The 14,271-nt window shown below is 41.5% G+C and carries 19 protein-coding genes; 18 read left to right on the top strand and 1 reads right to left on the bottom strand.

The genetic code is table 11. The annotated features are described in order from the left end of the window. Positions 1 to 72: 72 nt before the first annotated feature. Positions 73 to 996 carry an aldo/keto reductase gene (locus MHI23_RS10960; protein WP_103132056.1) on the bottom strand — a complete coding sequence of 308 codons (924 nt, stop codon included), beginning with the start codon at positions 994 to 996 and terminating at the stop codon, positions 73 to 75. Between the two features lie 168 nt (positions 997 to 1,164). On the opposite strand from MHI23_RS10960, the gene MHI23_RS10955 reads away from it, so the two are divergent. From MHI23_RS10955 to spoVAC, 18 genes are all read left to right on the top strand, one after another. Beyond that, on the top strand, positions 1,165 to 1,722 hold the full coding sequence (locus tag MHI23_RS10955; RefSeq protein ID WP_024422878.1) for an NUDIX hydrolase: 558 nt from the start codon (positions 1,165 to 1,167) through the stop codon (positions 1,720 to 1,722). Beyond that, positions 1,719 to 2,900: a TIGR00375 family protein gene (locus MHI23_RS10950; RefSeq protein WP_024428054.1), complete on the top strand. Its 1,182-nt coding sequence runs from the start codon at positions 1,719 to 1,721 to the stop codon at positions 2,898 to 2,900. The genes MHI23_RS10955 and MHI23_RS10950 overlap by 4 nt, the downstream gene beginning before the upstream one ends. Beyond that, the gene (locus MHI23_RS10945; RefSeq protein WP_025093027.1) at positions 2,887 to 3,339 is read left to right on the top strand and encodes a GNAT family N-acetyltransferase; all 453 of its coding nucleotides are present in this window, start codon (positions 2,887 to 2,889) and stop codon (positions 3,337 to 3,339) included. Before MHI23_RS10950 ends, MHI23_RS10945 begins: the two co-directional genes overlap by 14 nt. A 68-nt stretch (positions 3,340 to 3,407) precedes the next feature. Beyond that, positions 3,408 to 3,629, top strand: a complete 222-nt coding sequence (locus tag MHI23_RS10940; protein ID WP_024422875.1) for a hypothetical protein — start codon at positions 3,408 to 3,410, stop codon at positions 3,627 to 3,629. 111 nt (positions 3,630 to 3,740) lie between these two features. Next, positions 3,741 to 4,871: a S8 family peptidase gene (locus MHI23_RS10935; RefSeq protein WP_342491956.1), complete on the top strand. Its 1,131-nt coding sequence runs from the start codon at positions 3,741 to 3,743 to the stop codon at positions 4,869 to 4,871. Between the two features lie 116 nt (positions 4,872 to 4,987). Continuing rightward, entirely contained in the window at positions 4,988 to 5,632 is a 645-nt protein-coding gene (gene spoIIM, locus MHI23_RS10930; protein ID WP_061109310.1) for a stage II sporulation protein M, read from the top strand. A gap of 110 nt (positions 5,633 to 5,742) precedes the next feature. Further along, on the top strand, positions 5,743 to 6,195 hold the full coding sequence (gene fur, locus MHI23_RS10925; protein WP_003215577.1) for a ferric iron uptake transcriptional regulator: 453 nt from the start codon (positions 5,743 to 5,745) through the stop codon (positions 6,193 to 6,195). Positions 6,196 to 6,312: 117 nt separating this feature from the next. Further along, positions 6,313 to 6,540: a YqzK family protein gene (locus MHI23_RS10920; RefSeq protein WP_024428058.1), complete on the top strand. Its 228-nt coding sequence runs from the start codon at positions 6,313 to 6,315 to the stop codon at positions 6,538 to 6,540. 6 nt (positions 6,541 to 6,546) lie between these two features. Further along, entirely contained in the window at positions 6,547 to 7,437 is an 891-nt protein-coding gene (xerD, locus tag MHI23_RS10915) for a site-specific tyrosine recombinase XerD (protein ID WP_342491955.1), read from the top strand. A gap of 153 nt (positions 7,438 to 7,590) precedes the next feature. Continuing rightward, positions 7,591 to 8,775, top strand: a complete 1,185-nt coding sequence (deoB, locus tag MHI23_RS10910) for a phosphopentomutase (protein WP_125587275.1) — start codon at positions 7,591 to 7,593, stop codon at positions 8,773 to 8,775. Between the two features lie 11 nt (positions 8,776 to 8,786). Further along, the gene (locus MHI23_RS10905; protein ID WP_125587276.1) at positions 8,787 to 9,599 is read left to right on the top strand and encodes a purine-nucleoside phosphorylase; all 813 of its coding nucleotides are present in this window, start codon (positions 8,787 to 8,789) and stop codon (positions 9,597 to 9,599) included. Between the two features lie 125 nt (positions 9,600 to 9,724). Further along, complete coding sequence (locus MHI23_RS10900) at positions 9,725 to 10,912, top strand: D-alanyl-D-alanine carboxypeptidase family protein (protein ID WP_024428060.1); 1,188 nt, start codon at positions 9,725 to 9,727, stop codon at positions 10,910 to 10,912. Positions 10,913 to 11,073: 161 nt separating this feature from the next. Next, a complete protein-coding gene (gene spoIIAA / locus MHI23_RS10895) occupies positions 11,074 to 11,427 on the top strand; it encodes an anti-sigma F factor antagonist (RefSeq protein ID WP_024422866.1) in 354 nt (117 codons plus the stop codon). After that, on the top strand, positions 11,424 to 11,864 hold the full coding sequence (spoIIAB, locus tag MHI23_RS10890; protein ID WP_024422865.1) for an anti-sigma F factor: 441 nt from the start codon (positions 11,424 to 11,426) through the stop codon (positions 11,862 to 11,864). Before spoIIAA ends, spoIIAB begins: the two co-directional genes overlap by 4 nt. 13 nt (positions 11,865 to 11,877) lie before the next feature. Further along, a complete protein-coding gene (gene sigF, locus MHI23_RS10885; protein WP_024422864.1) occupies positions 11,878 to 12,645 on the top strand; it encodes an RNA polymerase sporulation sigma factor SigF in 768 nt (255 codons plus the stop codon). Positions 12,646 to 12,759: 114 nt separating this feature from the next. Next, on the top strand, positions 12,760 to 13,380 hold the full coding sequence (locus tag MHI23_RS10880) for a stage V sporulation protein AA (RefSeq protein WP_087975840.1): 621 nt from the start codon (positions 12,760 to 12,762) through the stop codon (positions 13,378 to 13,380). Continuing rightward, positions 13,370 to 13,786, top strand: a complete 417-nt coding sequence (locus MHI23_RS10875; protein WP_163115379.1) for a stage V sporulation protein AB — start codon at positions 13,370 to 13,372, stop codon at positions 13,784 to 13,786. Before MHI23_RS10880 ends, MHI23_RS10875 begins: the two co-directional genes overlap by 11 nt. A 20-nt stretch (positions 13,787 to 13,806) precedes the next feature. Further along, positions 13,807 to 14,259, top strand: a complete 453-nt coding sequence (gene spoVAC / locus MHI23_RS10870; protein WP_163115380.1) for a stage V sporulation protein AC — start codon at positions 13,807 to 13,809, stop codon at positions 14,257 to 14,259. The last annotated feature ends 12 nt before the right edge of the window (positions 14,260 to 14,271 follow it).

The raw sequence follows: 14,271 nt of genomic DNA, 5'->3' as shown, positions 1-14,271 counted from the left end.
TAAAATAAAAAGATTGTAGAAAAACATGAGTTTTTCTACAATCTGAGAGATCACATCATATGATCTTTTTTGTTATTTGAACCGGTGCGTTTCATACACAGATGGTTTTGTATAGTAAGTTAATGCTTTGACTTCTTGGTCACTTAATGAACGTGCATTTGCTGCTGCTATATTTTCTTTTAACTGATCCACTGAGCTTGCACCAAATACAACGGAACTGACCGCAGAATGTTTCAGTATATACTGAATGGACAGTTCAGTGAGTGATAGGTCATAAGCGACTTTCTTTAAAGAAGGAATGAGCTGCTGAAGCTCTTCAAATGAATATTGAAGATAGCCGTTTTTTTGAATCGCTGCACTTGCTTGAGAAAGTGGCTTCTCAGTTAATAATCCTTTCGCTAAAGGACCTCTTGCGACGACACTAATGCTTTGTTCTTCAAGTAGAGAGAACCATTCTTCTGGGCGGCGGTCGAGTAAACTATATTGCATCATCACGCTTACGATATTGGACTTTTTGGCATATTCTTTAATGACATTTGGACGGATAGATGAAATGCCATAATAGCGAATTACGCCTTCCTCTACTAACTCTTCAAAAGCCTCAATCGTTTCATCAATGGGGTCATCAATCGTGCCTCCGTGCAATTGATATAAATCAATATAATCTGTTTGAAGCCGCTTTAGGCTTTGTTTTACTGCTTCCTTTATGTACGCTTTTGAAGGATCCCAGTCCCAGCCTGGTTTGCCTTTTTCAAAGCGGTTGCCGCCTTTTGTCGCCAAAATCAAATCCTGCCGTCTGTTTTTAATGGCTTCCCCGACAATTTCCTCATTTGTCCCAAAATCATATAAATCGGCTGTATCCAAATAGTTAATTCCGAGATCAATGGCCTCATCTAATAAAGAGAGCGCTTTTTCTTTTTCCGTCCCAAGAGACATGCATCCTAGTGCCGCCTCGCTTACTAAGAGATCTGAGGTGCCAATTCGTCTTTTTTTCAATTCCATCACACTCCTATCCTTTCACATTAAGTGAAAAAAATCAGGAATTCAAGCTAGGTGATTTCAAATGGCGCATTGTAGCAAGCGTTTCGCTTTTCGCTTCTCTTAAATCATCTATGTTAAAATAAGTGAAGTAAAAAGTGAAAGTAGAACGAGGAGCTGACAAAATTGAAGGACTTTGAAGAAAAAACATTATCGTCTAAAGAATTATACAACGGAAAAATCATTGATTTGGTTCTTGAAGATGTAGAATTGCCTAATGGAAAACAAGGCAAACGCGAAATCATTAAACATCCTGGTGCAGTAGCCGTCATTGCACGTACAGACGAAAATAAAATCATCTTGGTCAAACAATACCGTAAAGCACTAGAGAGAGCCATCGTTGAAATTCCGGCCGGAAAACTAGAAAAAGGGGAAGAGCCGGCACATACAGCATTAAGAGAATTAGAAGAAGAAACAGGATATACAACTCAGCAGCTTCAAAAGCTGACGGCCTTTTATACATCACCTGGTTTTGCAGATGAAATTGTTCACATCTATCTAGCAGATCAGCTAGTTCCGCTTGAAGAAAAAAGAGAGCTGGATGAAGATGAATTTGTCGAAGTAATGGAAGTTTCATTAGAAGAAGCCTTGCACCTCATTGAAGAGCAGCATATTTATGATGCAAAAACAGCCTATGCCATTCAGTACTTACAACTGCAAGAGGTACTTGAGTCAACAAAATGAAGGAATTTTTTGCAGACATCCATATCCATATTGGCAGAACAAGAACAGGCAGAGCTGTCAAAATTACAGGTGCAAGGTCACTGACAATTGATCAAATTCTTATTGAAGCAGCAGAAAGTAAAGGGATGGGGATGATTGGTGTGATTGATGCACAATCTCCAGAAGTCCTAGAAGAATTAATAGAAGGTGTAGAGGAAGGCAGGTACACTGAACTAAATGACGGCGGTCTATCATTTGGAGAGACAGTGCTGCTTTTAGGCAGTGAATTAGAAATCAATGATGACCATTCAAAGGGACCGATTCATGTGCTGGCATTTATGCCCACACTACACAAAATGTCTGAGTTTTCCGCATGGCTTTCGCTTCATATGAAAAATGTACATTTGAGTTCACAGCGCCTCTATGTTGATGGGAAAACACTTCAGCGCAAGGTTAAGGAGCTGGGAGGTTTGTTTATTCCTGCTCATATTTTTACGCCGCATAAAAGTCTATACGGCAAAGGGGTCAACACTTCTTTAACGGAAGTATTTGATCCTGACCTTATTGATGCTGTTGAGCTTGGTCTTAGCTGTGATACGTCAATGGCGTCCCAGTTGAGTGAGCTGAACCGGTATCCCTTTTTAACGAATTCAGATGCTCATTCTTTAGGGAAAATCGCGCGGGAATATACAAAAATCAAAATGGATCATGCCTCTTTTGCCGAATTCAAGCTAGCCCTTGAAGAAAAAGATGGCAGAGCTGTCACAGGAAATTATGGACTTGCTCCGCGGCTTGGGAAGTATTATCATACGACCTGCGAAAAATGCGGGGTTAGACCTCACGCACCAGATCAAAAAGAGTGCCATGTATGCGGACATACACGGATGACAAAAGGAGTAAGTGAACGTTTAGAAGAGCTTGCTGACCAAGAAAGTGAAAAAAGAACGAGACCTCCTTATGTTCATCAGCTTCCGCTTCAGTTTATTCCAGGTGTTGGACCTAAAACACTGGAGAAGCTAAAAGCCGTGTTTCACACAGAGATGAATATTTTACATCAAGCAACAGAACAAGAACTAAAAGCCGTTCTGCCAGAAAAGACAGCGGGCTACATCATCAAAGCAAGGAAGGGCGAAGTCGGACTCATCGCTGGTGGAGGCGGAGTGTACGGTAAGGTGGATATCAATCATGAGTCACATTAAATGGACATGTCACACATTTGAACAATTGTCAAAAGAGGATCTTTACTTGATTCTCATGGAAAGAGTCAACGTGTTTGTTGTAGAACAAACATGCCCTTACCCTGAAATTGATCACAGGGACCAAGAGGCGCTTCATCTCATCGCAAAAGAGAACGGCGTCATTGTGGCGTATTGCCGCATTTTCCAAAACGGGATCATGTACAAAGAGGCGTCCATCGGCCGCGTTCTTGTGACGCAGGCCGGCCGGAAAAAAGGCTATGGAAAGCTGCTGCTCATCAAGGCTTTAGAAAAGCTTAGCGAATTAGGTGAAACAAGTGTCAAGATACAGGCGCAAGCCTACCTGAAGTCATTTTACGAATCATTTGGTTTCAAGGCCGTCTCAGATGTTTATGACGAAGATGGGATTCCGCATCTTGATATGGTGAAAACAGAAAGATAGACGTGTATACGTCTATCTTTTTTATGAAACATCGTGTATCATAACGTCAACGAAAGGGGTTTTGCCAAATGGGAAAAAGCAGAGCAAAGAAAAAACGAGAGCATATCCAAAGGCAGCACAGCCGAAATCCAGAACTGTCGAGAGGAAACATGCCGCATTTTAGCACACACGAAAGGAAGACAAAAACAAAACAAGAAGCCTTGCAGCATATGATGAAAAAACATAAAGGACGAAATGCTTATGATCACTATCAAGAGGATCATAAGCATTTTTATTTTGCTTTTTTGTGACAACTAGATCAAATAAATGGAAAAATTTTAAAAAATAGGACAAACGGTCGTTTCTTTTTGTCTAAAAATGTAGTTAAATGACAAAAAGAAACGAAAGGGAGAGTGAGTATCGTGAACGTCAAGTCATTTGGAGCAGGGCTTTGTATGGCAAGTGTGCTTGTGGCATCGGTCATGTTTGGCGCGTCAGATATTTCTGCAAAGGAGCAAGCAAAAAAAGAGTACATGATCGGCTTTTCTTCTTCCGTTCAAGACAAAACCCAAAAACAGCTTGTAGAAGAAGCTGGCGGGCATGTGAAAGAATCCATAGAGCAAATAGATATGATGAAAGTGTCATTGAATGAGACTTCGAAAAAGAAACTGAATGAAGCAAAAGAAGTGACCTTCATCGAGGAAGACCAAAAAGCAAAAACGAGCGGTCAAACTGTTCCATACGGCATCAAAAGCATCAAAGCACAAAAGGTACATAAACAAGGATACGCTGGACAGAATGTCAAAGTAGCCGTTCTTGACAGCGGCATCGACGGTAAACATGAGGATTTACATGTCACCGGCGGGGTGAGCTTTGTACCGGCAGAGTCTGATCCGCTTGTTGATCCCCATGAACATGGAACGCATGTGGCAGGCACAATTGCCGCATTAGATAATAAGGTAGGTGTCGTTGGTGTTGCGCCAAAAGCTTCTATCTATGCTGTCAAGGTGGCAGATGAAAATGGTGACGGCTACTATAGCTGGATCATAAAAGGGATTGAATGGGCCATTGAGAATGACATGGATGTCATCAATATTAGTATGGGGGGAGCAAGTGAATCTGAGGCGCTGAAAGAAGCGGTAGATCGAGCGTATAATAAAGGGATTCTCATTGTGGCTTCTGCAGGGAATGAAGGAAGCTATGGCTCTCTCAATACGATTGACTATCCGGCTAAATACAGCTCAGTGATGGCGGTTGCCTCTGTTGACCAAAAAAAGCAAAGAGCCTTTGATTCATCTGTTGGCGAGGAAATCGAAGTCTCAGCACCAGGCGTTTCAACGCTGAGCACCATTCCTCATAACGAATACGGCTACATGAGCGGAACGTCAATGGCTTCACCGCATGTAGCGGGCGCTGCGGCTGTCATTCTATCAAAACATCCGAATCTGACAAACGATGAAGTACGCGAGAGATTGTCAAAAACGGCGACAAAGCTTGGAGAACCTTTTTATTACGGTGCCGGGCTTGTGAACGTACAAAAAGCCGCACGATAAATGAAAAAGAGAAAGCAGTGAGCAGGCTGCTTTCTCTTTTTTCTTTCGATAAAACTGTCATGTTTCGTAATCTCTCTCATAGAATCTAGTAACCTTACTATTTGGGAGGAAGACACATGCGGAAAAAGTCTTGGAAGGAGCATCTTCTTCAGCACGTAAAAGATCATCTCTCGATTTATTTATTTGTCTCTGTACTCTTTTTAATGGGTGTGATCTTCGGGGCCATCATTGTCAATAGCATGACATTCAGCCAGAAAGAGGATTTATTCTATTATTTAAATCAATTTTTTGGTCAGCTGACAAATGAGAAAGCAGCAGAATCAAAAGAAATGTTTTTACAAAGCTTCCTGCATCATATGAAATATTTAGGCCTTATGTGGATTCTGGGAATCTCCATCGTTGGTCTGCCGCTTATCTTTCTTATGATCTTTTTAAAAGGAATTGTTGTTGGGTTTACTGTTGGTTTTCTCGTGAATCAAATGGGGCTGAGTGGATTTTTTCTCTCGTTCGTATCGGTGCTTCCGCAAAACATTTTGCTCATTCCAGCCTATTTAGTAATTGGCACTTGTGCGATTGCGTTTTCCATCCGTCTCATTGGACAGCTCTTCATGAAAAAAACCATTAGTCAAGCACCCGTCCAGTGGTTTGGCCGGTATGCATCTGTTCTGCTGATGATTTTAGCGCTTGCTGCACTGTCGTCTTTTTTTGAATCGTACATATCATTCATGCTGATGAAAAAGCTGGCAGGTGTTATTTTATAATTGTTATTAATTAATAATCAATTTATTTATCAATTTAAAATGATTATAGTTGGCTCTCAGCACATCATTTGATATAATGATCAAGTAATGTGGCGTAGGAGGGAAAGTCAATGGAAAATAGGATTGATCGAATTAAGAAACAGCTTCATTCTTCCAGCTACAAGCTCACGCCACAGCGTGAAGCCACAGTAAGAGTACTGCTTGAGAATGAAGAAGACCATTTAAGTGCAGAAGATGTATACCTCCTCGTAAAAGAGAAGTCTCCTGAAATTGGTCTTGCTACTGTTTATCGGACGTTAGAATTGCTCACTGAACTGAAAGTTGTTGATAAAATTAACTTTGGAGACGGCGTTTCGCGATATGATCTTCGCAAAGAAGGAGCCGCTCACTTCCATCATCATCTTGTCTGCATGGAATGCGGAACAGTCGATGAGATAGAAGATGATTTATTAGAAGATGTCGAAGAGATTATTGAACGTGACTGGAAATTTAAAATTAAGGATCATAGATTGACATTCCATGGTATTTGCCATCGGTGTCATGATGATGAATCCGGCAAATAATCCGAATTGGAACCTTTTCATTTAAGATGAAGAGGTTTTTTGCATTTTCGCTGTATATTCCTTGTCCCACCTGGCATATGCTGAAGTAATGAGAAGGTGAGAAAGGACTTGAAGTTTATGCGAAAATGGCTCAAAACAACAGGTGAAGTGATCAAAGTATTTATCTTGTTCACTGGTTTTACCGTCCTGTTCTATTATGCTATGATATGGATAAATTCAGAATATGAAAGCTACCATCGTTATGATAAACCAGAGGGTGCAGCAATTAAAGTGATGGAAATGGATCAGCCGAATCAAGACAATTGGCAAGACCGATTGATTTATTTTTATCAAAACGGGGAGTAGAAATCATTGAACGATCAATTATCCGACTTTATTCATTTTATGACCGTAGAGAGAGGACTCTCTGAAAATACCATTGTTTCTTATAAAAGAGATTTACAGAACTACTTGTCTTTTTTAATGACACATGAACAGCTGACGGATATTAGCGATGTCACGCGTCTGCATATCATTCATTATTTAAAGCAGCTAAAAGAGGAAGGGAAATCGAGTAAAACGTCTGTACGGCATCTATCATCGATTCGTTCCTTTCATCAATTTCTGCTTCGGGAAAAAGTGACAACGGATGACCCGTCATGGAACATTGAAACGCAAAAAACAGAGCGGACTTTACCGAAAGTTCTATCATTAGGAGAGGTCGAAAAGCTGCTTGATACACCAAATCAGCACACTCCCTTTGACTACCGAGACAAAGCGATGCTTGAGCTCTTATATGCAACAGGCATTCGCGTCAGTGAAATGCTGGATCTGACCCTTGCCGATGTACACCTCACAATGGGCTTTGTCCGTTGTTTTGGAAAAGGAAGAAAAGAGCGTATTGTGCCAATCGGTGAAGCTGCTGCAAGCGCAATTGAAGAATATCTCGAAAAGGGAAGAAGCAAGCTGTTAAAAAAACAGCCGTCCGATGCCCTATTTCTCAATCATCACGGGAAAAAAATGTCGCGCCAGGGCTTCTGGAAGAACTTAAAAAAACGAGCCATCGAAGCAGGGATTCAAAAGGAACTAACGCCTCATACGCTCAGGCATTCATTTGCTACACACCTGCTTGAAAACGGTGCGGACTTAAGAGCTGTACAGGAGATGCTCGGACATGCCGATATCTCGACAACACAAATTTATACACATGTGACGAAAACAAGACTGAAAGATGTGTATCACAAATACCATCCAAGGGCATAAGTAAAGCATGACACAGTGAACGGGTGTCATGCTTTTTCATGTTTACACCGTTTATGGTTGTCAACTGGCTTGTAAACGGTTTATACTTGAGATGTCTGACCTCTCACTGTTTGTAAGGTCAAAAGACAAGAATATTGAAGGAGGCGCTTTTTAATGCCTGATTATCAGTATAAACGTATTTTCCTCGTCGTCATGGATTCAGTAGGAATTGGGGAAGCACCAGATGCTGCTGATTTTAATGATGTAGGTGCAGATACACTTGGACATATTGCTGAAAAAATGAACGGGCTTCATATGCCGAATATGGCGAAGCTTGGGCTGAGTCATATTAAAGAAATCAAAGGAATTCCAGCGGATAAAAAACCGCTTGCGTATTATGGAAAAATGCAAGAAGCATCAAATGGTAAAGACACAATGACAGGACACTGGGAAATCATGGGTCTTTACATAGACACACCGTTCAAAGTCTTTCCAGACGGATTCCCAGACGAACTATTAAATGAACTAAAAGAAAAAACAGGCCGAGGTATTATTGGCAATAAACCTGCGTCTGGTACGGAAATTTTAGATGAGCTTGGCGAAGAGCACATGAAAACAGGCGATTTAATCGTTTATACATCTGCGGATTCTGTGCTGCAAATTGCTGCGCACGAAGAAGTTGTGCCATTAGATGAGCTTTACCGTATTTGTGAAATTGCCCGTGAACTCACATTAGATGAAAAATATATGGTTGGACGGATTATCGCTCGTCCGTTTGTCGGAGAGCCTGGCGCATTTGTTAGAACGCCAAACCGTCATGACTATGCGTTAAAACCATTTGACCGTACAGTCATGAATGAACTGAAAGATGATGGACTCGATGTCATTGCGATCGGAAAAATCTCTGATATTTATGACGGCGAGGGGATCACATCATCTCTTAGAACAAAATCAAACATGGATGGAATGGACAAGCTGGTCGATACACTTAAAACAGACTTTACAGGACTCAGCTTTTTAAACCTTGTTGATTTTGACGCTCTTTACGGACATAGAAGAGATCCAGAGGGTTATGGAAAAGCACTAGAGGAATTTGACGCACGTCTTCCTGAAGTGTTTGACCTGTTGAAAGAGGATGATCTTCTTGTGATCACAGCAGATCATGGAAATGACCCGGTTCATCACGGAACAGATCATACAAGAGAATATGTTCCGCTCATTGCTTACAGCAAAAAGCATCAGGAAGCAAATGAACTGCCAACAGCAAAAACGTTTGCTGATCTTGGGGCAACCGTTGCAGATAATTTCAAGATAGCGATGCCAAAATACGGAACAAGCTTTTTATCTAAACTCAAATAGGGGGAAATCTCGTGAGAGCACAGTTTTCAGAAGCGGCGGCATACATTAAACAAGCATCGACATATGTACCAACAGTTGGATTGATTTTAGGATCAGGGCTTGGCATTTTAGCAGATGAGATTGAAAATCCAATCAAAATAAAATATGAAGATATTCCTGGATTCCCTGTTTCAACAGTAGAGGGACATGCAGGGCAGCTCGTGATCGGAACGCTGAAAGGCACTGTCGTTTGCGCGATGCAAGGACGTTTTCATTTCTATGAAGGATATGATATGAAGCAAGTGACGTTTCCTGTCCGAGTAATGAAAGAAATTGGCATTGACACATGCATTGTCACAAATGCAGCCGGCGGTGTGAATACGTCATTCCGTCCAGGAGATCTCATGCTGATCACAGATCATATCAATATGATGGGAACCAATCCATTAATTGGCCCAAATGACAGTCAAGGCGTTCGTTTCCCTGATATGTCTGCACCGTACGATAAAGAATTGCTGGCACTTGCAGAAGAAACAGCCCAGCGTTTAGGCATATCTGTACAGCAAGGGGTTTATGCAGGGATGACAGGCCCTTCATATGAAACACCTGCTGAAGTTCGTTTCTTAAGAACACTTGGAGCAGATGCTGTTGGCATGTCGACAGTTCCAGAAGTTATTGTTGCGCGTCATGCAGGAATGAAAGTGCTTGGCATTTCATGCATTTCCAATGCGGCATCTGGTATTTTGGATCAGCCGCTGTCTCATGATGAAGTGATCGAAGTAACGGAAAAAGTGAAAGCAAGTTTTCTTGATTTAGTAAAAGACATTGTCAAACAACTTTCATAGCATGTGTCCAGAAGCCTTCTGCTACCCAAGCAGAAGGCTTTTTTATTTGTAATCATACGATCTCTGAATAAAACAGCCTGTATGAGGAAAAAATAGAAAGGATTACGATAATGGAGGTCTGCCACTTGAAACGTCATATATGTGCATTGTTTATTTTAATGATCCTTATCTCAATGGTTTCACCATCAGCGATAGCAAAAGAAAAGATTGAAAAACCAGGAGAAAAACAAACATCAGAATTGGCACACGAAGCCAAATCAGCGATCTTAATAGAACGTGACACGGGAAAGGTGCTTTACAACAAAAACAGCGATGAAAAGCTTGCACCCGCAAGTATGACCAAAATCATGACGATGCTTCTCATCATGGAAGCTATTGATCAGGGTAAACTGAAAATGACAGACAAGGTCAGAACGAGCGACTATGCAGCGTCCATGGGAGGGTCGCAAATCTTCCTTGAACCAGGAGAAGAAATGACCGTGAAAGAAATGCTGAAAGGCATTGCGATTGCTTCAGGAAATGATGCTTCAGTTGCCATGGCAGAGCATATTGCAGGATCTGAAGAACAGTTCGTAGAGCAGATGAACAAAAGGGCGAAAGAGCTTGGCCTCACCTCAACAGTCTTTCAAAACCCAACAGGACTTCCTGAAAAAGACCATTACAGCACAGCTCACGATATGGCAATAATGGCAAAAGAGCTGTTGAAATACGAACAAATCACCAAATTCACAGGTGTCTACGAAGACTATCTCCGGCAAAACACAGATAAAAAATTCTGGCTTGTCAACACAAACCGTCTAATTAAATTTTATCCAGGGGTCGATGGGGTGAAAACAGGTTTTACAGGTGAAGCGAAATACTGTTTAACTGCATCTGCTAAAAAAGGTAACATGCGCGTCATTGCGGTTGTCTTTGGCGCAAGCACGCCGAAAGACAGAAACGCTCAGGTAGTCAAAATGTTAGACTACGCATTTAGTCAATATACGACTCACCCGCTTTACAAACGAGGGCAAGATGTGGCGGAGGTCAAAGTGAGCAAAGGGAAAAAGAAAAACATTCAGCTCGTTACTTCTGAACCGATCTCCCTTTTAACGAAAAAAGGCGAAAATGTGGATCAGATCAAAAAAGAAATCAAATTGTCTCATGATGTCAAGGCTCCATTTTCAAAAGGAACGGAACTTGGTACGATCGTCTTGAAAAAAGATGGAAAAGTGCTGCATGAAAGCCCTGTAGAAGCAAAAGAAGGAATGGAAAAGGCAAGCGTTTGGACTTTCTTCAAACGGGCGATGGCAGATTTTGTAAAATGGAAATAAAAGGCGAAAGGCTGCTGTAATTGGCAGTCTTTTTGCTATGAGGAAAAAGAAAAGAACATCTAAATGTGACGAATGGTCACTAGTTTTGTCATGGTGAAGGATTTACTTTATATAAAAGAGAAACACTCTTTATCCGAAATTAGAGCAAGGAGGAATAAAAAATGAGCCTTGGTATTGATTTTCAAGTAAAAGAGAGCGTACTTTGCATTCGGTTAACAGGAGAGCTCGATCATCACTCCGCAGAAACATTGAGACAAAAGGTGACGAATTATTTGGAAACAGAGGACATTCGCCACATTGTGCTGAATCTGGCTGATTTATCGTTTATGGACAGCTCTGGACTCGGAGTGATTTTAGGAAGATATAAAGAAATTAAGCAGCTTGGCGGGGAAATGGTCGTCTGTGCCATCTCGCCAGCAGTGAACCGGTTATTTGATATGTCTGGCTTGTTTAAAATTATTCGGATGGAGCCTTCTGAGCAAACGGCTTTGCAAACATTGGGGGTGGCATCATGAGAAATGAAATGAACCTGACGTTTTCGGCATTAAGCCAAAATGAATCGTTTGCGAGGGTAACAGTTGCGGCGTTTATCGCCCAGCTTGATCCGACTTTAGATGAATTGACAGAAATCAAGACCGTCGTATCAGAGGCAGTGACAAACTCCATCATCCATGGCTATGATGGGAATCCAGATGGCAAGGTGCATATTCATGTCACACTTGATGACCATGTCGTTTACCTCACCATCCGTGACGAAGGTATGGGTATTACAGATCTTGAGGAAGCAAGACAGCCGCTTTTTACAACAAAACCAGACTTAGAGCGCTCTGGAATGGGCTTTACCATCATGGAGAATTTTATGGATGATGTCATGGTGGACTCATCTCCAGAAATGGGCACGACCATCCGTTTAACAAAGCATCTATCAAAAAGCAAAGCGCTTTGTAATTAAAGGAGCTGCTCATATGGATGTGGAGGTAAAAAAGCAAGCTAAAAAAGCCCAGCTGTCAAATGATGAAGTCAAAGAGCTCATCAAAAAAAGCCAAGACGGTGATCAGCAAGCAAGAGACCTCCTCGTAGAAAAAAACATGCGTCTTGTTTGGTCCGTTGTTCAGCGCTTTTTAAATAGAGGATATGAACCAGATGATCTGTTTCAGATTGGCTGTATTGGACTGCTGAAATCTGTTGATAAATTTGATTTGTCATATGATGTAAAGTTTTCAACGTACGCCGTTCCCATGATCATTGGTGAAATTCAGCGGTTCATTCGGGATGATGGAACGGTCAAAGTCAGCCGGTCACTAAAGGAACTCGGAAATAAAATTCGGCGGGCAAGGGATGAATTGTCTAAGTCTCATGGAAGAATGCCGACCGTTCAGGAAATTGCCGAATATCTTGATATCACACCAGAGGATGTCGTCCTCGCCCAAGAAGCGGTGCGCTCCCCATCATCCATTCATGAAACGGTGTATGAAAATGATGGGGATCCGATTACATTGCTTGATCAAATTGCTGATCATTCTGAGGAAAGATGGTTTGACAAAATCGCACTGAAAGAAGCGATCAAGGAATTAGAAGAAAGAGAAAAACTCATTGTGTATTTAAGGTATTATAAAGACCAGACACAATCTGAGGTTGCAGAAAGACTTGGCATTTCACAAGTACAAGTCTCACGGCTTGAAAAGAAAATTTTAAAACAAATCCAAATGCAAATGGATCAAAAAGACAGCTAGCCAATTCGGCTGGCTTTTTTTGTGTGGTAATTACCGGTAAATCAAGTTCTATCAGTATGAGAACCATTTTTCACCACATACTATTTTTAACCCATCGTATAGGAAGTGACTTGGATGGACGGACAAATCTTTATTCGGCTGCGCCATCGAATCAAGACCGGTATTGATCAGCTCATTTATTTAGAGGATATCGCCCAAATCACCGGTGATGAGTTTGCTGTGCAAAAACTTAGTAAAATGCCAGTGTATCATGTCAGCAAAAAGGATCGTCACATTGCCGTTCTTGATATCATGCATGTCGTCAAAACGATCAAAAAAACGTGGCCAGATATCGACATTCAAACCGTTGGCGGCTCTGAGGCCATTGTTGAAATTGATACAGGTAAACGTCAGCTTTCTCCCGTTTTATTTGTGTTTGTATGGCTCCTATTATTTGTTGGAGCGTCGCTTGCCATTATGAATTTCCACGAGGATGTCAGTATGCGGCTCGTTCATATCCGTCTATATGAAATGATCACTGGAAAAACGGTTGAGCATCCGTATTTATTACAAATTCCATATAGTTTTGGACTCGGTTTTGGCATGATTTTGTTTTTCAATCATGTATTTAAAAAGCGTTTAAATGAAGAACCAAGTCCGCTCGAAGTGGAAATGTTTAAATATCAGCTCGATCTCGATCATTATGTCGCACTCAATGAAAATAAAGAAACATTGAAGGATATCCATGATCGGTAAGTGGCTTTTTGTCGTACTCGTTGGACTTGGCGGCGGTTTAACGGTCGGAGCAGGATTTGTGGCTTTTCTTACAGTGCTTGGCATCATTCCACGCTTAATGCAATTAACCAAAACGCAGCGCTTCATACAAGGGTACGAGGCGGCTGTCATTACCGGGGCGGTTGTTGGCGGCTGGGCCACCTTAAGTCAAATACATCTGCATTTAACCAAATGGCTGGCGATGCCGGTCGGTCTTTTATCAGGCATCTTCGTCGGCATGCTTGCAGCTGCACTCACTGAAGTATTAAATGTACTTCCTATATTAACGAAAAGAATTGGCATGGACGGGAAAATTGTTTTGCTGCTCATGGCCATCGTCTTAGGAAAGGTATTTGGTTCACTATTTCATTGGCTTATTTATATTTAAGAAATTGGAGGGAACAACACGTGTCGAGTTTAAAAGAGAACTATCCATCTAAGGTGAAACCGTATCAGCCCAAACCTCCTTATGTCCGCAACTGCATCAAGGCGTTTTTAGTTGGCGGCTTAATCTGTCTGATAGGTGAGGGGCTGCAAAATTTCTATATCCATTTTTTTGATTTTAACGAAAAGACAGCAGGGAATCCGACGGTGGCAACCCTCATTTTACTTTCTTCTCTATTAACGGGTATCGGTATTTACGATAGAATCGGCCAGTTTGCTGGAGCGGGATCGGCCGTACCGGTGACAGGCTTTGCTAACAGTATGACAAGTGCTGCCCTTGAGCATAAAAGTGAAGGGCTTGTTTTAGGTGTTGCCACAAATATGTTTAAACTCGCTGGGAACGTCATTGTGTTCGGTGTCGTTTCCGCATATGTCGTAGGGATCATTCGATACGTCTTTGAAAAGATGTTTTCGTAGGAGGAATGAAAG

The sequence above is a fragment of the Bacillus sp. FSL M7-0003 genome (assembly GCF_038628485.1).
GTDB classification, from domain to species: Bacteria; Bacillota; Bacilli; order Bacillales; family Bacillaceae; genus Bacillus; species Bacillus safensis.
The sequence above is the reverse complement of the archived record's forward strand: the minus strand, read 5'-3'. Positions and strand labels throughout refer to the sequence as shown.